This is a genomic window from Streptomyces sp. NBC_01217 (assembly GCF_035994185.1).
Lineage (GTDB): Bacteria > Actinomycetota > Actinomycetes > Streptomycetales > Streptomycetaceae > Streptomyces.
The window spans coordinates 3,567,177-3,588,057 of sequence record NZ_CP108538.1 but is presented as its reverse complement, the minus strand read 5'-3'; the positions used below and the strand labels follow the sequence as shown (position 1 = coordinate 3,588,057).

Sequence of the window (20,881 nt, the reverse complement as noted above, 5' to 3'; positions counted from 1 at the left end):
GAGTGCTCGATACGACCCCGCTGATCACCGCCGTGGACCGATTCGCCGACCGGCTGCGTGCCGCCCCGCAGAGCCGTCTGCAGCGCGGCGCGGCTGCCGAAGGGCTGGCCACGGCCAGGGAATTGGCCCTGCGGGCCCAGCGCATCGAGGCTCCGGACCGGGAGCCGCGGATCATGGCGGACGCCGGGATCTTCGCAATCGGCGACCAACTCGCCGTAGCGGGCCGTGACTTGGCGGTGGCACTGGAAACGGCCCCGTCTGCCGAGCTGGACGAGGCCGTGCAATTCGTTACGGAGGCGGCTGCGCGGGCGTTCGCGTAGCGGCGGGCGATGGCCGGAGGGCGGCGGCCGGCGAGAGCCGCTCCGCCCGGATGCGCCGGGGGCTAGAACGAGGCGATGACGCGGTCGGCGAGGATGTAGACGTTCTCCTTGCCGCAGGAGAACGTCAGGGCGTACGCACCGGAGACACCGGAGCCGCCCAGCAGTACCGGATGCTCACCCGCGAGCAGCGACTCGGCCAGGCGCTCGGCCGTCTCGCGGTGGCCGGGGGTCATACAGAGCGTGGTGCCGTCGGCGAAGACATAGACATCGAGGGTGCCGAGCGGGCCGGGGCGCACGTCGGCGAGCTCCGTACGGCTGTCGGCGAGCTCTTCGAGGCGGCTCACGGTGCGCTCGTGGTCGGTGACCACCGGGGTCTGCACCGGTACGAAATCGGGGTGCGAGGGGTGGCGGCGACGGGCCGCGGCCAGCTCGGGGGAGTCCTCGGCGAACTCCGCCGTCTCGGGCAGCTCGGTCATCTCCGCCAGCTCGGCCAGCTCCGTCAGCTCTTCGAGCGCCTCGGTGGCGTCGAGGTCCATCGCCTCAAGGCCCGCGAAGTCGGCCTGGCGCGGCAGGAAGAACGGCGCGTCCTCGCCCATGCCGGCCAGCCCGCCCAGCAGCGAGGGGGCATCGGCGGCATCGCGCGCTTCCTGGGTGGCCCAGAAGGCGCGGGCCTCGGCGAGCTCCCGCTCCCGCTCCTCGGCGAGCGCTTCGGCCACCGCCGCGCGTATCTCGTCGGCCGCGGTGACGCCGCTGCGGCTCTGCGAGGGCACCGCGGCACCGTGGACGGGGGCCGTGGCCAGTTCCGTACGAAGAGCCGTGATCTGCTTGCGCAGCCCGTGAGCAGCGTGCAGAGCGGCAGCACCGACGACCGTGGCGGCGGCGGTGGTCAGCAACAGGGCAAGAGACAAGGCGCTCACTCACATACTCCCGGTTTCAATCGATCCCCCGACTTCCTACCTCAGCTTGTCTTCTACCTGCACCCTGTGTCAGTGCATTACGTCACGAATTGGACAGGTCTTTATGCCTGGGGTTTAACCCAGTTATGGGTGTGACCTGCGGGAATGACTCTCCCCCAGGACATAGGTCACATCCTGGGGGAGATTCGGTCACGCTCGGAGCTCGGAACCGGCCGACGGGCAGGTGCCGCCTTCGTGCCTCAGGCGACCCCTACCCTCCGCTGCAGCTCAGCTCAGCCGCTCGATGACCATCGCCATGCCCTGGCCGCCGCCCACGCACATGGTCTCCAGGCCGAACTGCTTGTCGTGGAACTGCAGGCTGTTGATCAGCGTGCCGGTGATCCGGGCGCCGGTCATGCCGAAGGGGTGGCCGATGGCGATGGCGCCACCGTTGACGTTGACCTTCTCCAGCGGCAGGCCGAGGTCGCGGTAGGAGGGGATCACCTGGGCGGCGAACGCCTCGTTGATCTCGGCCAGGTCGATGTCGTCGATGGTCAGCCCGGCACGCTTCAGCGCCTGCTTGCTGGCCTCGACCGGTCCGTACCCCATGATCTCGGGGGAGAGACCGCAGACACCGGTCGAGACGATCCGGGCCAGCGGGGTCAGGCCCAGCTCGCGCGCCTTCGTGTCGGACATGATCACGAGCGCGGCGGCGCCGTCGTTGAGCGGGCAGCAGTTGCCCGCGGTGACCAGGCCGTCGGGGCGGAAGACCGGCTTGAGGCCCTGCACGCCCTCCAGGGTGACGCCCGCGCGCGGGCCGTCGTCCTTCGAGACGACCGTGCCGTCCGGGGTGGTGACCGGGGTGATCTCACGCTCCCAGAAGCCGTTCTTGATGGCTTCCTCGGCGAGGTTCTGCGAGCGGACGCCGAACTCGTCCATGTCCTGGCGGGTGACACCCTTGAGCCGGGCCAGGTTCTCCGCGGTCTGCCCCATCGCGATGTACGCGTCCGGGACCAGGCCGTCCTCGCGCGGGTCGCGCCAGTCGTCGCCGCCCCGCTCGGCGCGGGCCGCGGTGCGGGCCTCGGCGTCGGCGAAGAGCGGGTTGTGCGTGTCCGGCAGGCTGTCGGAGTTGCCCTTCACGAAGCGGGACACCATCTCGACACCGGCCGAGATGAAGACGTCGCCCTCGCCGGCCTTGATGGCGTGCAGCGCCATGCGGCTGGTCTGCAGGGAGGACGAGCAGTAGCGGGTGACCGTACATCCGGGAAGGTGGTCCATTCCCATCTGTACGGCGATGATGCGGCCCAGGTTGTTGCCCTGTTCACCGCCCGGCAGGCCGCAGCCGAGCATCAGGTCGTCGATGTCCTTCGGGTCCAGCTCGGGCACCTTGGCCAGCGCGGTCTGGATGATCGTGGCGGTCAGGTCGTCCGCGCGCAGGTCCTTCAGCGAACCCTTGAAGGCCCGGCCGATGGGGGAACGGGCAGCAGAGACGATCACGGCTTCGGGCATCACGCGGCTCCATGAGGGCTGGAAGGCGGGTTCTGGCAGGTGCTGACTTGGAAGTTACCTGTACGTAGGTGCTTGGTCACCGGGCAGCGCATGTGACGCCGACCTCTTTTCTAAGCGGCCGCTCAGTCGATCGGACCGGTCGAGCCGGTCGAGCCGGTCAATTGGCAGGCAGGTTGTGCGACTCCCCGGCGGAGCCCCCTTGCGACTCGCCGTAGGGCGCTTGGGGTGCCCGCTGTGGTTCCGCGTCCGTCTCCCCGTTCATTTCTCCGTCCATCTCCGGGTGCGGATGGGGCTCCGTGGCCGCAGGCAGACGCCGTCGCCTGCGGTGCTTGAGGAGTGCCCAGGGCGCCCGCGCCCCCGTGACCTCCGTACCGGCCTCCTTGGCCGCCTGGGACGCCGCCTTGGCCACCGGCAGCATGTCCTCGCGCCGGGCCCCGTCCAGACGGTCGGACTCCGGCCACAGCCCGAGCACCGCACAGAGCGTGGGCAGGACCGCCATCGCCGCCGTGGCGTACCCCTCCGCCGACGGGTGGTAGTTGTCGGGCCCGAACAGCTCCCGCGGATTCGCCTCGAACTCCGGCCCCAGCAGGTCGCCCAGCGACACCGTGCGTCCGCCCTGTTCCACCGAACCGATCGTCTGGGCCGCCGCCAGCTGCCGGCTCACCCGCCGGGCCAGCCAGCGCAGCGGCTGGTAGACCGGCTCGATCGTGCCGAGATCCGGGCACGTGCCGACCACCACCTCCGCGCCCGCCGTACGAAGCCTGCGCACCGCCGTGGTCAGACAGCGCACCGACTGGGTGGCGGGCATCCGGTGCGTCACATCGTTCGCCCCGATCATGATCACGCAGACGTCGGGCGTACGGGACGGGTCGGCGAGCAGCAGCGAGACCTGACGCTCCAGATCGTCCGACCGGGCGCCCGGCTGTGCCACATTGCGCAGGTCCACCGGCCGCTCGGAGACCGCCGCGAGCCCCGATGCCAGCAGCGCTCCCGGTGTCTGCCCGGCCCGGCGCACCCCCTGTCCGGCCGCCGTCGAATCACCCAGCAACCCCAGCCGCAGCGGGTCCTCCAGGCCCGCGAACGCCACGCCGTACCGCCCGTCCGCGCTCGGCGGGACCGGCGCGATGCCGCCGCCCACGTGCCGTTTCGCCAGCTGGACCTCCGCCAGCAGTACGCCCACCGCCGCCGCGCCGATCAGCCCGATGCTGCCGCCGCCATAGGCCGCGCCCGCCGCGATCCGCCGTGCCACCCTTGCCCTTGACACAGTCCGGTCCACCTCCTCGTTGCCGTACCGCCGTACATACAGCTAACTGCCCCGCAGCGACCGTCGCTCAATCGCTTCGCCCAATCCCGTCCCCGGTACGCATACGCTTGCCGCAATATCTCGGAGACCCCGGAGTACACGGTGCAATTCCACGATTCGATGATCAGTCTCGTAGGCAATACCCCGCTGGTGAGGCTGCGCAGTGTCACGGCCGGCATCCAGGCGACGGTCCTGGCCAAGGTCGAGTACTTCAATCCCGGAGGTTCGGTCAAGGACCGCATCGCCCTGCGCATGATCGAGGCCGCCGAACAGAGCGGTGAACTGCAGCCCGGCGGCACGATCGTCGAGCCGACCAGCGGCAACACGGGCGTCGGCCTGGCGATCGTCGCCCAGCAGAAGGGGTACAAGTGCGTCTTCGTCTGCCCGGACAAGGTGTCGACGGACAAGATCAATGTGCTGCGCGCCTACGGGGCCGAGGTCGTCGTCTGCCCGACGGCCGTTGACCCCGAGCATCCCGACTCGTACTACAACGTCTCCGACCGGCTGGTCCGCGAGACGCCGGGAGCCTGGAAGCCCGATCAGTACTCCAACCCGAACAACCCCCGCTCGCACTACGAGACCACCGGTCCCGAGCTGTGGGAGCAGACGGACGGGAAGATCACCCATTTCGTCGCGGGCGTCGGCACCGGCGGCACGATCAGCGGCACCGGCCGCTATCTGAAGGAGGTCAGCGGCGGCTCGGTCAAGATCGTCGGCGCGGACCCGGAGGGCTCGGTCTACTCCGGCGGCTCCGGGCGTCCGTACCTTGTCGAGGGCGTCGGCGAGGACTTCTGGCCGAGCGCGTACGACCGTACGGTCACGGACGAGATCGTCGCCGTGTCCGACAAGGACTCCTTCCAGATGACCCGCCGCCTCGCCAAGGAGGAGGGCCTGCTCGTCGGCGGTTCCTGCGGCATGGCGGTCGTGGCGGCCCTGGAGGTCGCGCAGCGCCTCGGCCCGGACGACGTGGTCGTCGTCCTGCTGCCCGACAGCGGCCGCGGTTACCTGAGCAAGATCTTCAACGACGAGTGGATGGCCGACTACGGCTTCCTGGAGGACACCGGCCCGTCGGCGCGTGTCGGGGACGTACTCGCCCACAAGGAAGGCGCGATCCCGACGCTCGTCCACATGCACCCGGAGGAGACCGTCGGCGAGGCGATCGACGTCCTGCGCGAGTACGGCGTCTCGCAGATGCCGATCGTGAAGCCGGGCGCGGGTCACCCGGACGTGATGGCCGCAGAGGTCATCGGCTCGGTGGTGGAGCGGGAGCTGCTGAACGCGCTGTTCGCGCAGCGCGCCTCGCTCACCGACCCGCTGGAGAAGCACATGTCGCCGCCGCTGCCGCAGGTCGGCTCCGGCGAGCCGGTCGAGGACCTGATGTCGGTGCTCGGCGGTACGAACGCGGCGGACGCGGCGATCGTGCTGGTGGAGGGCAAGCCGAAGGGCGTGGTCAGCAGGCAGGACCTGCTGGCGTTCCTCGCCAAGGACGCCTCGGCCGGCAAGCCGTAGCGTTTCGCGGCGTCGGGACGCCGAGGCGGTCCGGGACGCCGAGGCGGTCCGGGATGCCGGGCTTCGCGAAAACGGTACGAGCGCGACACGTACGCGCAGCACCGGCTTAACACGAGTCCGGCACATTGATGGGTGTCGGCAGGGAAACCCGCCGACACCCGATACGGCGACACGGACTACGGAGCGGCTCCCGGACCTCCACCGTCGCCAGGACGCGGTGACCGGCCCTGACCCGGACCGTGTCCCTCGCGGGGACCGCCGTCGTCCCGCCCCCTGGGAAACCGGGGGTGCGGCGGTCCCCGCGATACAACCATGTGCCCGGACGCGAGGTACGGGCAGGTGCAAGGCGTAGCCCCTGCCGCCCTCAGTCCTCCCAGTCGGAGCCCGCGCGCCCGGAGCGGCGCTGGAACCAGGGCCAACCGCGTGCGGCATGCACGGCGTTGACGGCGACGATCCCGAACCACGCGACGACCAGGCCCTCGGTATGAGCGGTCGCGGCGCCGATCGCCGACAGCGGGATGGCCAGGATCAGCGAGATGATCCCGAAGCCGTAGCGCTCGCCGAAATTCCCCATGGGCTGCGCCGTACGCGCCCCCCTGGCGACGCTCACCTGCTGCTCGGCGAGATGACGCCGGACACGCCGGTCGAGCGTGGTGTCGAGCCGCTGTTCGACCTTCTCCAGAAACGACTCGACGAGCGCGGACTCGTAATCCGAACCCAGCTCACTACGGGCGTGCAGGGTGGCATCGAGCTCGCTCTTGAGCTCAGGGTCACGGGTATCCATGTCCATTACGGTACGAATCGGGGGCGCCGGGGGCAGTGGGGCTAACCCCCCTCTTTGCCGGCTGCGCGTCCTTGCCGGCTACGCGCGGGCGGCCGCGGCGTCGGAGGTGCCGGTCCCGCTGTTCTCGCCCGCTGTCGTCCGGGCGGGGAGGATCGTACGTTCCGGGATGTGCGCGGTGTTGCGGCGGGCGAGCAGCCAGTACAGCAGTGCCGGTACGAGCAGGCCGATCACCCACGAGATGTCGGCCCCGCCCAGTGGCTCGACCAGCGGCCCGGTGTAGAAGTGCGTCACCAGGAACGGCAGCTGGGCGATCAGCCCGATCCCGTAGACCGCCAGGGCGTCCCAGCGCCACGCGCCGTAGCGCCCGCGCGGATCGGCCAGGGCCGGGATGTCGTAGCGCTCTCGCGAGATCAGGTAGTAGTCGACCAGGTTGATCGCCGACCACGGGGTGAAGAAGGTCAGCAGGAAGAGCAGGAAGTCCTTGAAGGAGGTGAGGAAGCTGTCCTTGCCGAGCAGGGCGACGGCCGTCCCGGCGAGCATGATGACCGTGATGTAGAGAACCCGGCCGCGCGGGGAGAGGGTCTTTTGACCGCGGAAGCCGCTGATGCCGGTCACCATCGACATGAAGCCGCCGTAGGTGTTGAGGACATTGATGGTCAGCTTGCCGAGCGCGATCACGAAGTACAGGAACGAGGCGATCAGACCGGTCCCGCCGAGGGCGACGACATAGCCGACCTGGCCCGCCAGGAACGCGTCCCCGGCGGTGGCCGCGACCAGCACGCCGAAGACCATGGACCACTGGGAGCCGAGCGCCGAGCCGGAGAGCGTCCACCAGAAGGTGGCGCGGGCACTGGTCGTACGCGGCAGATAGCGGGAGTAGTCGGCGACGTACGGGCCGAACGCCAGCTGCCAGGACGCGGCGAGCGAGACCGCGAGCAGGAACATCGGGAGATCGAAGGCGCGGTCGGCGAGGACGGCCCCGAGGTCGATGCGTCCGAGCAGCCGCATGCCGAGATAGACGAAGGCGAGCGCGCAGATCACGCCGGCGACCCGGCCGAGCACATGGATGACGCGATAGCCGATCGCCGCCATCACGGCTGTGACCAGCGCGAAGATGACGATGCCGGGCGTCTCGCCGAGGTGGGTGAGCTCCCCGACCGCCTGCCCCGCCAGCACGCTGCCGCTGGCGAAGAAGCCGACGTACATCACGATCACCAGGAGTAGCGGTACGACTGCGCCCTTCACCCCGAACTGGGCGCGGGACTGGATCATCTGGGGCAGTCCCAGACGCGGGCCCTGCGCGGAGTGCAGGGCCATCACGGCTCCGCCGAGCAGATTGCCCAGCGCCAGACCGATGACCGACCAGAACGCGCCGCCGCCGAAGACGACCGCGAGCGCGCCGGTGACGACGGCGGTGATCTGGAGGTTCGCGCCGAGCCAGAGCGTGAACTGGCTGAACGCGGTGCCGTGACGTTCGTCGTCCGGTACGACGTCGATCGAGCGGCGCTCGACGAGAGAGTCGGCCATGAGGGTGCTCCTTTTCGCTTACTTCTGTGCCAGGCCGTGCGCCGCGGCCCAGTCGTGCGCCACGTCCTCTGGATCCTTCTTGTCCTTGTCCACCAGGCGGTTCAGCTCCGTGAGGTCCTTCGTCGTGAGCGTGGCGCCCAGGCGGGCCAGTGCCTTGCGGACCGTGGAGTCCGCCGCGCGGTCCGCGATCAGGGGGACCACGTGCTGGCCGGGGATCAGGTTCTTGGGGTCGGTGAGGACCACCCAGCCCTCGGTGGTGATGTCCGTGTCGGTGGTGAAGAGGTTGGCGACGTCGACGTCGCCTTTCTTCAGGGCCCCCTTGACCAGCGGTCCGGAGGAATCCAGCGACTTGAACTCCTTGAACTCGACTCCGTACACGTCCTTCAGGCCTACCGCCCCGACCGTCCGCTTCTTCACCTCGGGGGCCGCGCCGATGATGAGCTTTCCGTTCTGCTTCGCCAGGTCGGCGAGGGAGGACAGGCCGTACTTCTCGGCGGTCGCGGGGGTGACGACGAAGGCGTCCGAGTCCTCGGCCATGCCGTACGGGAGGATCTGGAGGCCCTTGGGCAGGGCGATGGCCAGGGCGTTCTGCATCTCGCCCTCCTCGGTGGCCTTCGCCTTCGGGTCGAGGTAGTGCAGGAGTGCGCCCTGGTACTCGGGGAGCAGATCGATGTCGCCGCCCTTGAGAGCGGGGATGAGGATCTCGCGGGTGCCCAGGTTGGCGCGGACCTTCGTCTTCACTCCGGCGGTCTGCAGGGCTTCGGCGTACAGGTAGCCGAGCAACTGGTTCTCGGTGAAGTTGGCCGTGCCGATGGTGATGCCGCCGGCGCTGGAGCCGGCGCCGCCGCTGCTGCCTGCGTCCTGGCCGTCGAGCGAGGTGATGCCGCTGCTGCAGGCCGCGAGTGCGGGTACGGCGGCCGCGGCGAGGAGGCCGCCCAGCAGGGAGCGGCGGGTAGGGCTGTGGGGGTGGTGGGTCATGGGTGGTCTCCTCAGGCGGTGCGGTGGCGGAAGAGGATGCGCTGCAGTCCGGACAGGGCCAGGTCCAGGGCGACGGCCACGACCGCCACCAGGACCGCGCCGCCCAGTACCTGGACGAGGTCACGCTGGGCCAGGCCGTCGAAGACGTACCGGCCGAGGCCGCCGAAGCTGACGTAGGCGGCGACCGTGGCGGTGGCGACGACCTGGATCAGGGCGAGGCGCAGGCCGGTCATGATCAGGGGGAGGGCGAGGGGGAGTTCCACCTGCCACAGGATCTGGTGGCCACGCATGCCCTGGCCGCGGGCGGCGTTCTTCACCTCCGGGTCGACGGCGGTCATCCCGGCGTAGGTGTTGGTGACGATCGACGGGACGGCGAGGGCGACCAGCGCCACGTACACGGGGGTCATCGACAGACCGCTGGCCAGGAAGACCAGCACCACCAGGCCGACCGTGGGGAGCGCCCGGCCGAACGACGAGAGGTTGATGGCGAGGAACGCGCCGCGCCCCGTGTGGCCGATGAGCAGGCCGATCGGGAGCGCGATGGCCGTCGCGATCAAGGTGGCGAGGAGCGAGTACTGGAGATGCTCGGCCAGGCGGTGCCCGATGCCGTCCGGGCCCTGCCACTGTTCGGCGCTGGTCAGCCAGGTGCCGAGGTTCGCGAAGAGTTCGTACATCGGTCAGGCCCTCTGCTTCCGCTTCCAGGGGGTGAGCACGTACTGCACGGCCACCAGCGCCGCGTCCGCGACCAGCGCGAGCAGCAGGGTCAGGGCGGTGCCGACGACCACCGGGGTCGGGAAGTTGCGCTGGAACCCGTCGGTGAAGAGCTGGCCGAGGCCGCCGTCGCCGATGTACGTGGCCACGCTGACCAGCGAGATCGACATGACCGTGGCGATCCGTACGCCCGCCATGATCACGGGGAGGGCGAGGGGGAGCTCGACGGCGAGCAGGATGCGCAACGGGCGGGTGCCCATGGCTTTGGCGGCCTCCCTGGTGCGCGCCGGGACGGAGTCCAGGCCCTCGACCGTGTTGCGGAGGAGCACGACCAGTGTGTAGACGGTCAGGCCGATCACCGTGGTGGTGCGGGTGAGGCCGGACACCGGCAGGAGAAGGACGAAGACCGCGATGGACGGGATCGTGAAGAGGATGTTCGACAGGCCCAGGAGGAAGCCGCGCAGGGGGCGCACCCGGTGGGCCAGGACGGCCAGCGGGAGCGAGATCAGCAGGCCGAGGAGCACGGCGGTCAGGGCGGCCTGGAGATGGGAGACGGTGAGGGTGGCGAGGTTGCTCGCGTGGTCGGAGATCCACGACCGGTCGATGGTCATGCGCTGCCCTTTCCGGCCGGAACCGTCATGGGCCCAGGGGTCGCGACCGCTGCGGTGTGGGCGTCCCCAGCCCGCACGTGGACGGCCTCGCGCGCGGTGACCCCGGTCAGTACGCCCGCCTCGTCGACCCGGGCTATCAGGCCGGCCGGGGAAGCGACCGACTCGTTCAGCGCGGAGAGCAGCGAGTCGGTGTCGCGCAGCGGCCGTACGGGGAGCAGCGGGGCGTCGCCCGCCGGGCCCGACGGAGCGGCTGCCGGGTCCAGCCAGCCGAGGGGTTCGCCCTTGGCGGAGACGACCAGCTGCCAGTCGGCGCGCCCGGCGGGGGCGGGTTCGTCGGCCCGTACCGTCGTCGCCGGCTGTCGGGGGAGATCCGCGAGCGTGCTCAAGGAGAGCAGCTTCAGGCCGCGTTCGGCGCCGAGGAAGTCGGCGACGAAGTCGTCGGCCGGGCGCGCGAGGAGTTCGGCGGGCGGTGCGCACTGCACCAGATGACCGCCGGTGCGGAAGACGGCGATCCGGTCGCCGAGCCGCACCGCCTCGTCGATGTCATGGGTGACGAAGACGATGGTCTTGTTCAGCTCCTGCTGGAGGCGGAGCAGCTCGTCCTGGAGCTGGGTCCTGACGACGGGGTCGACCGCGCCGAACGGCTCGTCCATCAGCAGCACCGGCGGATCGGCGGCGAGCGCACGTGCGACACCGACGCGCTGCTGCTGGCCGCCGGAGAGCTGGTGCGGGTAGCGCTTGGCGGCGTCTGCCGGAAGTCCGACCGTCTCCAGCAGTTCGGCCGCGCGGGCCCGGGCGCGCTTTCGTCCGTGGCCCAGCAGCAGCGGGACCGTGGCGATGTTGTCGAGGATCGTGCGGTGCGGAAAGAGCCCGGCCTGCTGGATGACGTATCCGATGCCCCGGCGGAGCTCGGCGGCGTCCGCTTCGAGGATGTTCCGGCCGCCGAGCGTGATCGTGCCGGAGCTCGGATCGACCATACGGTTGATCATCCGGAGAGTGGTGGTCTTGCCGCAGCCGGACGAACCGACCAGGACGGTGATGCCGCCCTCCGGCATGGTCAGGCTGAGCTCATGAACTGCTGTCGTGCCGCTCGGGAAACGCTTGTTCACTGCGTCGAATTTGATCATCGATCGTCCCTTGCCCCGGCTGCATATAGTCATGCAGAGTTCTTGTTGACTGAATAGGTTGTCAATGCCTCGGGGTAAAACACTGGTTACAGAAGCCCGAGCGGCGAGACGCAGTGTCTGAATGAGGAGGGTTCGCGCATGATGTCGTCCCACATGATGGACTCCTCGCCCTTCGGTGGGTGGGCCGCGGACCATGCCGTCTCCGTCGTCGAGCTCGACGGCCGGACCCTTCCCGTCGCCGATGTCGTCCGGATCGCCCGTGGTACCGCCCGGCCCGTGCCCGGTGCCGAGGCGATGAGGCGTGTCGACCGGTCCTGGACGGCCGCCCGCGAGCTCGCCGCGACCGGGCGGGTGTACGGGCGCTCCACCGGGGTCGGCGCCAATCGCAGCGAGGGCGTACCCACCGAGGCCGCCGCCGATCACGGGCTGCGCCTGCTGCGCAGCCACGCCGGGGCCATCGGCGACCCGCTGCCCGCCCGCGAGGTCCGCGCCATGCTCGCCGTGCGCGCCAACCAGCTGCTCGCGGGCGGCGCCGGACTGCGGCTCGCCGTCGTCGTCGCTCTCTGCGAGGCGCTGGAGGCCGGCGCGCATCCGGTGGTCAACGAGTTCGGTTCGGTCGGTACCGGTGACATCGCGGCTCTCGCCCAGGTCGGACTCGCGATCGCCGGGGAGCACCCCTGGCAGGGGCCCGGCGCCGCCCCGGAGCCCCAGCCGCTCGACAACAACGACGCCCTCGCCCTGATCAGCAGCAACGCCCTGACCCTCGGCCAGGCGGCCCTCGCGCTCGACGAGCTGCGCCGGCTCGTCACCGCCACCGAAGCGGTCGCCGCGCTCTCGCTGCTCGCGGTCGACGGTTCGTACGAGGCGTACGCCGAGCCGGTCCACGCCGCCCGTCCGCACCCCGGCTCGTACCAGGTAGCGGCGCGGATGCGGCAGTTGCTCGGCGCCCCCGACCGCCCGGGACCGCCGCTCGGCCGGATCCAGGACCCGTACGGATTCCGCTGTCTGCCGCAGATCCACGGCCCCGCGCAGGACGCCGCCGACGCGCTCGAACGTGTCCTCGCCGTCGAGATCAACGCCGCCGCCGAGAACCCGCTGATCTGCCCGGACGCCGGTCTCAACGACAGCCCCGCCGCCTACCACCACGGCGGCTTCTACATGGCCCAACTCGCCCTGGCTCTCGATCACTTCAGGCTCGCGGTCACCCAGGTGGCCCGGCTCTCCACCTCCCGGCTCTCGGCTCTCAACGAGCCGTCCTTCACCCGGCTGCGGCCGTTCCTCGCGGACGGCGAGCCCGCCGCCTCGGGCGTGATGATCCTGGAGTACGCGGCCGGGGCGGCCCTCGGTGATCTGCGGGCGTTCTCCGCGCCCGCCTCGCTCGGGCATGCCGTGCTCTCCCGCGGGGTCGAGGAGCAGGCCAGCTTCGCCTCGCTGGCCGCCCGTCAGGCACTGCGCGCCTGCGGTGCCTACCGGCAGGTCGTCGCCTGCGAACTCGTCTCCGCCGTACGGGCGTTGCGCCTGCGCGATCTGCGGCCCGATCCTGAGCTGCCGGTCGGGCGGGCGTTCGCGCTCGCCGATTCACTGCTCGACGCGGACCTCGCGGACCGGCCGCTCACCGATGATGTGAAGACGGCGGCCGGGGAACTGCTCGACCGCTGCACGGATCTGTGGAACACCGGACTCACCGGAACGAGCCGGGACACCGGACTCACCAGTACAAGGGGGACAGCATGAGCAGCCCGGCCGCGCGGTTGCAGCAGCTCTTCGAGGGGCACCGGCTCACGCCCACCCAGCGGCGCATCGCGCACTCCATGGTCCGGCGGGCCGCTGATGTGCCGTTCCTGTCCAGCGTGGAACTGGCCGAGCTGGCCGGGGTCAGCCAGCCGTCCGTCACCCGTTTCGCCGTCGCGCTCGGATTCGACGGGTATCCGGCGCTGCGCAAGCACCTGCGGGAGGTCGCGCCGGGATCCGGTGAGGCGGCGGGCGCCGTCGACGACACGTACAACGAATACCAGCAGGCCGTCCACGCCGAGATCGAGAACCTGCAGCACCTCGCCGAGCTGCTCGCCGACCCCACTCCCGTCGAGCGGGCGGGACGGCTGCTCGCCGCGTCACGGCCGCTGCCCGTGCTCGGGCTGCGCGCCGCCTCCTCGCAGGCGCGTGGCTTCGGCTACTTCGCAGCCAAGGTCCACCCGGATGTGCGGGTGCTCGACGAGGGCGGCAGCATGCTGCGCGACCGTATCGACGCCGCGCGGCGGGCAGGGGCGAGCGCGCTGGTCTGCTTCGCGCTGCCGCGCCACCCGAAGGAGGTCGTGGACGCGCTCGCGTACGCCCAGGAACAGGGGCTGACCGTGGTGTCGGTGGCCGATTCGGCGTTCGCCCCGGTGGCCAGACACAGCGATCTACTGATTCCGGCGGCCGTCGGCACCGGGCTCGCCTTCGACACGGCATGTGCGCCGATGCTGCTGGGGCGGGTGCTGCTGGAGGCGATGTGCGACGACCTGCCCGACGCGCAGGCGCGGCTGGAGGAGTTCGACGCACGGGCGGCGGCGCGCGGTCTGTTCGCCGAGTGAGCGCGGGCCGGGGCTACTGACGGATGCTCGGCCGGGAGTCCGGGAGTCCGGGAATCACTGCGGATTTTCAGAAATTGCTCAGACACGGCCATTAATCTGCGCCCACGTAAACAGCACCGATGGCTGTCGAGAGGGGTACGGACGTGGGGCGCGGAGCGCAGTCGTTGGCAAGGGTGGCCGTGATCGTACGGGCAGGAGCCGCAGTGCTGTGGTGGCCGGGGCTGCTCGCCGCCGCTGTCGGCGCGCTCGTCCCGGGGCTCACCGGCCGGCGGATCGGACTGCTCGCCGGAGCCGCGCTCTTCCTGGTCACCGCAGTGGTGGTGGCGCTCGTACGTGGAGGCAGGTACGCGGAACTGGCCCGGGCCGCCACCCGTGCCGGGCGGACCGACTTCCTCCAGGACCGGGCCGTGACCGTACGCAACTGGCGTCGCGGGCACCGGTGGTGGCTGCTGGGCGCATTCCTCGTGGCGATCGCCAGTGGGTTCCTGCTGCCCGGCGCCGGTGGGCTGGTGCTCGCGGGTGCCGGGGCCGGGCTGTGGCTCAAGGCCGTGCGGATCGGCCGGCGGGAGCGCAAGGACGACGTCCTGTACTGGGTGCGGACCGACTGGGTGGAGAGGGGGCGGCCGGCGGGCAGGCAGGTTGCGGCGTACCGGACGACCGGGCCTGTGGCGGGCGACGCCGCACCCGGTGGGGCGCGGCGCCGCTGAGGGGCGTGCGGCGGAGGTCAGACCTCCAGTTCTGCTTCGATCCGCTTCAGCCGGTGGCGGGCCATCGCCAGGTTGGCGCGGGCGGAGTCCAGCACCAGGTAGAGGAAGAGACCGCTGGTGCCGCGTGCCTTGAGCAGCCGGATCAGGTGGTACTGGGTGCCGAGGGTGATCAGGATGTCCTCGATGCGCCGGTGGCGCCCTCGGCGGCGAGGCGCTGGAGCATGGGAGAGAGGGCGGAGGCTGCTCTCGCGGGGGAGGTTCTCCCGGGCGCGGTGGTTCTCATGCCAGGACCAGCCGCTCCGTCATCTCGCCCAGCCGGATCCGGGCGAGCGCCAGGTTGCCGTCGGAGCGGTCGAGCCACAGATGCAGGAAGACGCTGCTGTCGAAGGCCGTATCGACGAATCGGAGGATGTGGTAGCCGGTGCGGGTGGTGACGATGACGTCCTCCACCACAGGCGCCGCACCCGTCCGCGTAACGGCGTTCTCGCCTGGGGTGGGGGTTCTGGCATTTTCCATTGGTACATGCGAAAGGCGGTCGGAAACGGTCGGACCCGTCGACGCCCCTGTCGCGTTCTGTCCGTCTTCGGTGCCGCTCCCCGGCTTCCGGACTGGTCTTTCGGGCGCGGGCTGTTGACTACAAGTATTCATGGCGACAGGATGTGAATAGAAGCATCACAGACGCGAGGAGGCATTGCCATGTCAGGACCCCGCCCCGTACGGGCACCGCGCGGTACGGAACTGAGCGCCCTGGGATGGCAGCAGGAAGCCGCCCTGCGCATGCTGCAGAACAACCTCGACCCCGAGGTGGCCGAGCACCCCGACAAGCTCGTCGTCTACGGCGGCACGGGCAAGGCGGCCCGCGACTGGCGCTCGTTCGACGCGATGGTGCGCACGCTGCGCACGCTCAAGCAGGACGAGACGATGCTCGTCCAGTCCGGGCGGCCGGTCGGCGTCATGCAGACCCACGAGTGGGCGCCGCGCGTCCTGATCGCCAACTCCAACCTGGTCGGCGACTGGGCGAACTGGGAGGAGTTCCGCCGCCTGGAGGCGCTCGGACTCACCATGTACGGCCAGATGACCGCCGGGTCGTGGATCTACATCGGCACGCAGGGCATCCTGCAGGGCACGTACGAGACCTTCGCCGCCGTCGCCGCCAAGAAGTTCAACGGGACGCTGGCCGGCACGATCACCCTGACCGCCGGACTCGGCGGCATGGGCGGCGCCCAGCCGCTCGCGGTCACCATGAACGACGGCGTCGCGATCTGTATCGACTGCGACCCGCGCGCCATCGAGCGCCGCATCGAGCACCGCTACCTGGACGTGCGCGCCGACTCCCTGGAGCACGCGCTCCAGCTCGCCACCGAGGCCCGCGACGCGCGCAGGCCGCTCTCCATCGGGCTGCTCGGCAACGCCGCGGAGCTGCTGCCCCGGATGCTCGCCGAGGGCGCCCCGATCGACATCGTCACCGACCAGACCAGCGCGCACGACCCGCTCGCCTACCTGCCGCTCGGCGTCGACTTCGACGACATGGCCTCGTACGCCGCCGAGAAGCCCGCCGACTTCACGCAGCGCGCACGGGAGTCGATGGCCAAGCACGTCGAGGCGATGGTCGGCTTCATGGACGCCGGGGCCGAGGTCTTCGACTACGGCAACTCGATCCGCGGCGAGGCCCGGCTGGCGGGCTACGACCGGGCGTTCGACTTCCCCGGGTTCGTCCCCGCGTACATCCGGCCGCTGTTCTGCGAGGGCAAGGGCCCGTTCCGCTGGGCCGCGCTCTCTGGCGAGGCATCGGACATCCACAAGACCGACAAGGCGATGCTCGAACTCTTCCCCGAGAACGAGTCGCTGCACCGCTGGATCAAGATGGCCGGCGAACGCGTCCACTTCCAGGGACTGCCCGCCCGGATCTGCTGGCTCGGCTACGGCGAGCGCGACCGGGCCGGCGAGCGGTTCAACGACATGGTGGCGAGCGGCGAGCTGGCCGCCCCGCTGGCCATCGGCCGGGACCACCTGGACTGCGGGTCGGTGGCCTCCCCGTACCGCGAGACCGAGGCCATGCTGGACGGCTCCGACGCGATCGCCGACTGGCCGCTGCTGAACGCCATGGTCAACGTGGCGTCCGGCGCCTCCTGGGTCTCCATCCACCACGGCGGCGGCGTCGGGATGGGGCGCTCCATCCACGCCGGACAGGTGACCGTCGCCGACGGTACGAAGCTGGCCGGCGAGAAGATCCGCCGGGTGCTCACCAACGACCCGGGCATGGGCGTGATCCGGCATGTCGACGCCGGGTACGACATCGCGGAGTCCGTCGCCGCGGACAAGGGTGTGCGCGTGCCGATGACGGAGGAGCAGTGACCCGGGACGGTGGCGCGCAGGCCGTGGTCCGTGCACGGAGCGGGGCCGGGGGCGGTGCATCCTCGTTCCAGGACATGTGGCGGGAGCTCCTTCCCGTCGGCAGGCACCAGGACAGCGGCGGCTACCGCCGCTACGCCTGGACCGGGGCCGATGCCGACTGCCGTGCCTGGTTCCGGGCGCAGGCCGAGGCGCGCGGACTCACCTACGAGGTCGACCGGAACGGCAACCAGTGGGCCTGGCTCGGGGACCCGCTCGGTGACGATGCCGTCGTCACCGGGTCGCACCTCGACTCGGTGCCCGACGGCGGCGCCTTCGACGGACCGCTCGGCGTGATCTCCTCCTTCGCCGCGCTCGATGAACTCCGCCGCAGGGGAGCGGAGTTCACCCGGCCGCTGGCCATCAGCAACTTCGGCGACGAGGAGGGGGCCCGGTTCGGGCTCGCCTGTGTGGGCTCCCGGCTCGCCGCCGGGCAGCTGACCGTCGAGGCGGCGCACCGGCTCCGCGACGGCGACGGCATCACGCTGCCGCAGGCCATGGAGGCGGCCGGGTACGACGCCGACGCCATCGGCCCGGACCCGGAACGGCTCGCCCGTATCGGTGCGTTCGTCGAGCTGCACGTCGAGCAGGGGCGCGCCCTCGACCTCACCGGCGATCCGGTCGGCATCGCCTCCGCGATCTGGCCGCACGGGCGCTGGAGGTTCGACTTCCGGGGCGAGGCCAACCACGCGGGCACCACCCGCCTGGCCGACCGGCGCGACCCGATGCTCACGTACGCCGAGACCGTGCTGGCCGCCCGCCGCGAGGCGGAACTCGCCGGGGCCGTCGCCACCTTCGGCAAGGTCGCCGTCGAGCCGAACGGTGTCAACGCCATCCCCTCCCTCGTCCGCGGCTGGCTCGACTCCCGCGCCGCCGACCAGTCCCGCCTGGACGCCGTGGTCACTGGCATCGAGCGGGCCGCCCGGGAACACGCCGAGCGCGCCGGGATCGACCTCGATGTCGTACGCGAGTCCTTCACGCCCGTCGTGGAGTTCGAGCACGCCCTGCGCGACGAGCTCGGCAAGATCCTGGCGGGCCGGGACGAGGCCGAGCGCGCCGTACCCGTCCTCGGCACCGGCGCCGGGCACGACGCGGGTATTTTGTCCGCATCGGCCCCGACCGCCATGCTGTTCGTACGGAACCCCACCGGGATCTCGCACTCGCCGGCCGAACACGCCGCCGAGGACGACTGCGTGGCCGGGGTGATCGCTCTCGCCGATGTACTGGAAGGTCTCGCGTGCAGCTGACAACGGAGCCGACGGGCGGGCCCGTCACCGACACGTACTGGTTGTCGCACGCCTGGCTCGGCACCCATGTCGAGCCCGGCGTCGTCCTGGACGTGTCCGGCGGGGTCATCGCGGGCGTCCGCACCGGCGTCGCCACCCCGCCGCCGGGCGCCACGGTGCTGCGCGGACTCACCCTTCCCGGGCTCGCCAACACCCACTCGCACGCCTTCCACCGCGCCCTGCGCTCCACCGTCCAGGTCGGCTCCGGCACCTTCTGGACCTGGCGCGAGACCATGTACCAGGTCGCCTCCCGGCTCACCCCCGATTCGTACTACGACCTCGCCCGTGCCGTGTATGCCGAGATGGCCCTGGCCGGCATCACCGCGGTCGGCGAATTCCACTATCTGCACCACGCGCCGGGCGGCACCCCGTACGCCAACCCGAACGCGATGGGCGAGGCGCTGATCGCGGCGGCGGGCGAGGCCGGTATCCGGATCACGCTGCTGGACACCGCCTATCTCTCCGCCGGATTCGGTCGGCGCCCCAACCGGTACCAGGAGCCCGACCAGCACCAGCTGCGGTTCTCCGACCTCACCGCGGACGCCTGGGCCGAACGCGCCTCCCTCCTCAAGGGCGGCGACCACGCCCTGATCGGCGCGGCCGTCCACTCCGTGCGCGCCGTACCGGCCGCGCAGCTCGCGACCGTCGCCGCCTGGGCCGAGGAGCGGCAGGCTCCGCTCCATGTCCACCTCTCCGAACAGACCGCGGAGAACGACGCCTGCCTCGCCGCCCACGGCTGCACACCCACCCGGCTCCTCGCCGACCACGGGGTCCTCGGCCCGCGCACCACCGGCATCCACAACACCCATCTCACCGGCGAGGACATCGCGCTCCTCGGCTCCTCGGCGACCGGCACCTGTATGTGCCCCACCACGGAACGCGACCTCGCCGACGGGATCGGCCCCGCCGTCGCCCTCCAGCGCGCCGGCTCGCCGCTCTCCCTGGGCAGCGACAGCCACGCCGTGATCGACCTCTTCGAAGAGGCCCGGGCGATGGAGCTCAACGAACGCCTGCGCACCCGGGCGCGCGGTCACTGGACGGCCGCCGCCCTGCTGCGCGCCGCGACGGCCGACGGACATGCCGCACTCGGCCGGCCGCAGGCGGGCACCATCGAACCCGGTGCGCCCGCCGATCTGGCGACCGTCGCCCTGGACTCCGTCAGAACAGTGGGAGCGGCGCCCCGGCTCGCTGCCGAAGCAGCCGTATTCGCCGCCTCCGCAGCCGATGTGCGGCACACGGTCGTGGCAGGCCGGCACATCGTCCGCGACGGGCAGCACACGCTGGTCGAGGACGTCCCCGCAGCACTCGCCTCGGCCATCGCAGCCCTGCACGGCTGACGCCGGACCCCCGCAAGGAGAGCAGCCCCCCGATGACGACGACCGCCATCATCAACATCGCCAGTCTGGTCACCAACGACCCCTCCCTCCGCGCGGATTCCCCCCTGGGCCCGATCCGGAACGCGGCCGTCGTCATCGAGGGCGACCGGGTCGTCTGGACCGGTGAATCAAGCAAAGCACCCGCCACTGACAACGCCGTCGACGCGGGCGGCCGGGCAATGATCCCCGGCTTCGTCGACTCCCACTCCCACCTCCTGTTCGCGGGCGACCGCACCGAGGAGTTCAACGCCCGGATGTCCGGCCGCCCCTACAGCGCGGGCGGCATCAGGACCACGGTCGCCGCCACCCGCGCCGCCACCGACGACGAACTCTCCGCCAACGTCACCCGCTACCTCGCCGAGGCCCTGCGCCAGGGCACCACCACCTTCGAGACCAAGTCCGGCTACGGCCTCACCGTCGAGGACGAGGCCCGCGCCCTGCGCATCGCCGCCCGGCACACCGAGGAGGTCACCTACCTCGGCGCCCACATCGTCCCCCCGGACTACACCGACGACCCGGCCGGCTACGTCGACCTGGTCACCGGAGCGATGCTCGACGCCTGTGCCCCGTACGCCCGTTGGGTCGACGTCTTCTGCGAGAGGGGCGCCTTCGACGGGGACCAGGCCCGCGCGATCCTGACCGCGGGCATGGCGAAGGGCCTGCACCCCCGCGTCCACGCCAATCAGCTCGGCCACGGCCCCGGTGTGCAGCTCGCCGTCGAACTCGACGCCGCGTCCGCCGACCACTGCACCCACCTCACCGACGCGGACGTCGACGCCCTGGCCCAGGGCAACACCGTCGCAACGCTGCTCCCCGGCGCCGAGTTCTCCACCCGCGCCACCTGGCCGGACGCCCGCCGCATCCTCGACGCGGGCGTCACCGTCGCGCTCTCCACCGACTGCAACCCGGGCTCGTCGTTCACGTCCTCCGTACCCTTCTGCATCGCCCTCGCCGTACGCGACATGGGCATGACCCCGGACGAGGCCCTCTGGTCCGCCACCGCGGGCGGCGCGACGGCCCTGCGCCGTACGGACATCGGCCGCATCGCCCCCGGCGCCCGCGCCGATCTGGTCCTCCTCGACGCACCCAGCCATGTCCACCTCGCCTACCGGCCCGGCGTCCCGCTGGTCCACGCGGTCTGGCAGCGCGGCGAACGCGTCGTCTGAGCGAGCGTCAGCCGCCGCAGTCCCAACGTTCCTGCTTGCTGCGTCATAGTTCCTGATGCTGCGTCAAGCGCGCGGAAGGACCCGCCCCTTGCCGGGCAGGTCCTTCC

General features: G+C 71.0%; 19 protein-coding genes. 9 read left to right on the top strand and 10 right to left on the bottom strand.

Annotated features, from left to right (window positions below; translation table 11 throughout):
* Positions 1 to 2 precede the first annotated feature (2 nt).
* Entirely contained in the window at positions 3 to 320 is a 318-nt protein-coding gene (locus OG507_RS15720; protein ID WP_327367822.1) for a hypothetical protein, read from the top strand.
* A gap of 62 nt (positions 321 to 382) precedes the next feature.
* Here the strand turns inward: OG507_RS15720 and OG507_RS15715 are convergent, their stop codons facing one another.
* The 3 genes from OG507_RS15715 to OG507_RS15705 all read right to left on the bottom strand — a co-directional run bounded on the left by OG507_RS15715 (position 383) and on the right by OG507_RS15705 (position 3,974).
* Positions 383 to 1,213 (bottom strand): hypothetical protein, encoded by an 831-nt coding sequence (locus OG507_RS15715; protein WP_327371988.1) that lies wholly within the window; start codon positions 1,211 to 1,213, stop codon positions 383 to 385.
* Positions 1,214 to 1,504: 291 nt separating this feature from the next.
* The gene (locus OG507_RS15710) at positions 1,505 to 2,725 is read right to left on the bottom strand and encodes an acetyl-CoA C-acetyltransferase (protein WP_327367821.1); all 1,221 of its coding nucleotides are present in this window, start codon (positions 2,723 to 2,725) and stop codon (positions 1,505 to 1,507) included.
* 157 nt (positions 2,726 to 2,882) lie between these two features.
* Positions 2,883 to 3,974: an SGNH/GDSL hydrolase family protein gene (locus OG507_RS15705; RefSeq protein WP_327371987.1), complete on the bottom strand. Its 1,092-nt coding sequence runs from the start codon at positions 3,972 to 3,974 to the stop codon at positions 2,883 to 2,885.
* Positions 3,975 to 4,130: 156 nt separating this feature from the next.
* On the opposite strand from OG507_RS15705, the gene OG507_RS15700 reads away from it, so the two are divergent.
* A complete protein-coding gene (locus OG507_RS15700) occupies positions 4,131 to 5,537 on the top strand; it encodes a cystathionine beta-synthase (protein WP_327367820.1) in 1,407 nt (468 codons plus the stop codon).
* A gap of 364 nt (positions 5,538 to 5,901) precedes the next feature.
* Here the strand turns inward: OG507_RS15700 and OG507_RS15695 are convergent, their stop codons facing one another.
* From OG507_RS15695 to OG507_RS15670, 6 genes are all read right to left on the bottom strand, one after another.
* Complete coding sequence (locus OG507_RS15695) at positions 5,902 to 6,321, bottom strand: hypothetical protein (protein WP_327367819.1); 420 nt, start codon at positions 6,319 to 6,321, stop codon at positions 5,902 to 5,904.
* Between the two features lie 78 nt (positions 6,322 to 6,399).
* Positions 6,400 to 7,848, bottom strand: coding sequence for a purine-cytosine permease family protein (locus tag OG507_RS15690; RefSeq protein WP_327367818.1), 1,449 nt, complete (start codon positions 7,846 to 7,848; stop codon positions 6,400 to 6,402).
* 18 nt (positions 7,849 to 7,866) lie between these two features.
* Positions 7,867 to 8,826: an ABC transporter substrate-binding protein gene (locus OG507_RS15685; protein WP_327367817.1), complete on the bottom strand. Its 960-nt coding sequence runs from the start codon at positions 8,824 to 8,826 to the stop codon at positions 7,867 to 7,869.
* Between the two features lie 11 nt (positions 8,827 to 8,837).
* A complete protein-coding gene (locus OG507_RS15680; protein WP_327367816.1) occupies positions 8,838 to 9,500 on the bottom strand; it encodes an ABC transporter permease in 663 nt (220 codons plus the stop codon).
* A gap of 3 nt (positions 9,501 to 9,503) precedes the next feature.
* Positions 9,504 to 10,148 carry an ABC transporter permease gene (locus tag OG507_RS15675; protein ID WP_327367815.1) on the bottom strand — a complete coding sequence of 215 codons (645 nt, stop codon included), beginning with the start codon at positions 10,146 to 10,148 and terminating at the stop codon, positions 9,504 to 9,506.
* Complete coding sequence (locus OG507_RS15670) at positions 10,145 to 11,275, bottom strand: ABC transporter ATP-binding protein (RefSeq protein ID WP_327367814.1); 1,131 nt, start codon at positions 11,273 to 11,275, stop codon at positions 10,145 to 10,147. The genes OG507_RS15675 and OG507_RS15670 overlap by 4 nt, the downstream gene beginning before the upstream one ends.
* Positions 11,276 to 11,416: 141 nt before the next feature.
* On the opposite strand from OG507_RS15670, the gene OG507_RS15665 reads away from it, so the two are divergent.
* From OG507_RS15665 to OG507_RS15655, 3 genes are all read left to right on the top strand, one after another.
* Positions 11,417 to 13,009, top strand: coding sequence for an aromatic amino acid ammonia-lyase (locus OG507_RS15665; protein WP_327371986.1), 1,593 nt, complete (start codon positions 11,417 to 11,419; stop codon positions 13,007 to 13,009).
* Entirely contained in the window at positions 13,006 to 13,848 is an 843-nt protein-coding gene (locus OG507_RS15660) for a MurR/RpiR family transcriptional regulator (protein WP_327367813.1), read from the top strand. The genes OG507_RS15665 and OG507_RS15660 overlap by 4 nt, the downstream gene beginning before the upstream one ends.
* Before the next feature lie 119 nt (positions 13,849 to 13,967).
* A complete protein-coding gene (locus tag OG507_RS15655; RefSeq protein WP_327367812.1) occupies positions 13,968 to 14,555 on the top strand; it encodes a hypothetical protein in 588 nt (195 codons plus the stop codon).
* Between the two features lie 279 nt (positions 14,556 to 14,834).
* Here the strand turns inward: OG507_RS15655 and OG507_RS40390 are convergent, their stop codons facing one another.
* On the bottom strand, positions 14,835 to 15,203 hold the full coding sequence (locus tag OG507_RS40390; RefSeq protein WP_442810983.1) for a hypothetical protein: 369 nt from the start codon (positions 15,201 to 15,203) through the stop codon (positions 14,835 to 14,837).
* 48 nt (positions 15,204 to 15,251) lie between these two features.
* On the opposite strand from OG507_RS40390, the gene hutU reads away from it, so the two are divergent.
* The 4 genes from hutU (at position 15,252) to hutI (ending at position 20,774) form a co-directional block, all read left to right on the top strand.
* On the top strand, positions 15,252 to 16,910 hold the full coding sequence (gene hutU / locus OG507_RS15645) for a urocanate hydratase (RefSeq protein ID WP_327367811.1): 1,659 nt from the start codon (positions 15,252 to 15,254) through the stop codon (positions 16,908 to 16,910).
* 74 nt (positions 16,911 to 16,984) lie between these two features.
* The gene (locus tag OG507_RS15640) at positions 16,985 to 18,193 is read left to right on the top strand and encodes an allantoate amidohydrolase (protein ID WP_327371985.1); all 1,209 of its coding nucleotides are present in this window, start codon (positions 16,985 to 16,987) and stop codon (positions 18,191 to 18,193) included.
* Positions 18,184 to 19,569: a formimidoylglutamate deiminase gene (locus OG507_RS15635; protein WP_327367810.1), complete on the top strand. Its 1,386-nt coding sequence runs from the start codon at positions 18,184 to 18,186 to the stop codon at positions 19,567 to 19,569. The genes OG507_RS15640 and OG507_RS15635 overlap by 10 nt, the downstream gene beginning before the upstream one ends.
* A gap of 32 nt (positions 19,570 to 19,601) precedes the next feature.
* Positions 19,602 to 20,774, top strand: coding sequence for an imidazolonepropionase (hutI, locus tag OG507_RS15630; protein ID WP_327367809.1), 1,173 nt, complete (start codon positions 19,602 to 19,604; stop codon positions 20,772 to 20,774).
* Positions 20,775 to 20,881 lie beyond the last annotated feature (107 nt).

What these genes read in the sequence shown, in the direction of transcription:
- OG507_RS15710 (WP_327367821.1), bottom strand. Translation starts at nt 2,725, where the DNA reads ATGCCCGAAGCCGTGATCGTCTCTGCTGCCCGTTCCCCCATCGGCCGG.
- OG507_RS15695 (WP_327367819.1), bottom strand. Translation starts at nt 6,321, where the DNA reads ATGGATACCCGTGACCCTGAGCTCAAGAGCGAGCTCGATGCCACCCTG.
- OG507_RS15690 (WP_327367818.1), bottom strand. Translation starts at nt 7,848, where the DNA reads ATGGCCGACTCTCTCGTCGAGCGCCGCTCGATCGACGTCGTACCGGAC.
- OG507_RS15685 (WP_327367817.1), bottom strand. Translation starts at nt 8,826, where the DNA reads ATGACCCACCACCCCCACAGCCCTACCCGCCGCTCCCTGCTGGGCGGC.
- OG507_RS15680 (WP_327367816.1), bottom strand. Translation starts at nt 9,500, where the DNA reads ATGTACGAACTCTTCGCGAACCTCGGCACCTGGCTGACCAGCGCCGAA.
- OG507_RS15675 (WP_327367815.1), bottom strand. Translation starts at nt 10,148, where the DNA reads ATGACCATCGACCGGTCGTGGATCTCCGACCACGCGAGCAACCTCGCC.
- OG507_RS15670 (WP_327367814.1), bottom strand. Translation starts at nt 11,275, where the DNA reads ATGATCAAATTCGACGCAGTGAACAAGCGTTTCCCGAGCGGCACGACA.
- OG507_RS15665 (WP_327371986.1), top strand. Translation starts at nt 11,417, where the DNA reads ATGTCGTCCCACATGATGGACTCCTCGCCCTTCGGTGGGTGGGCCGCG.
- OG507_RS15660 (WP_327367813.1), top strand. Translation starts at nt 13,006, where the DNA reads ATGAGCAGCCCGGCCGCGCGGTTGCAGCAGCTCTTCGAGGGGCACCGG.
- OG507_RS15655 (WP_327367812.1), top strand. Translation starts at nt 13,968, where the DNA reads ATGGCTGTCGAGAGGGGTACGGACGTGGGGCGCGGAGCGCAGTCGTTG.
- OG507_RS40390 (WP_442810983.1), bottom strand. Translation starts at nt 15,203, where the DNA reads ATGAATACTTGTAGTCAACAGCCCGCGCCCGAAAGACCAGTCCGGAAG.
- hutU (WP_327367811.1), top strand. Translation starts at nt 15,252, where the DNA reads ATGTCAGGACCCCGCCCCGTACGGGCACCGCGCGGTACGGAACTGAGC.
- OG507_RS15640 (WP_327371985.1), top strand. Translation starts at nt 16,985, where the DNA reads ATGTGGCGGGAGCTCCTTCCCGTCGGCAGGCACCAGGACAGCGGCGGC.
- hutI (WP_327367809.1), top strand. Translation starts at nt 19,602, where the DNA reads ATGACGACGACCGCCATCATCAACATCGCCAGTCTGGTCACCAACGAC.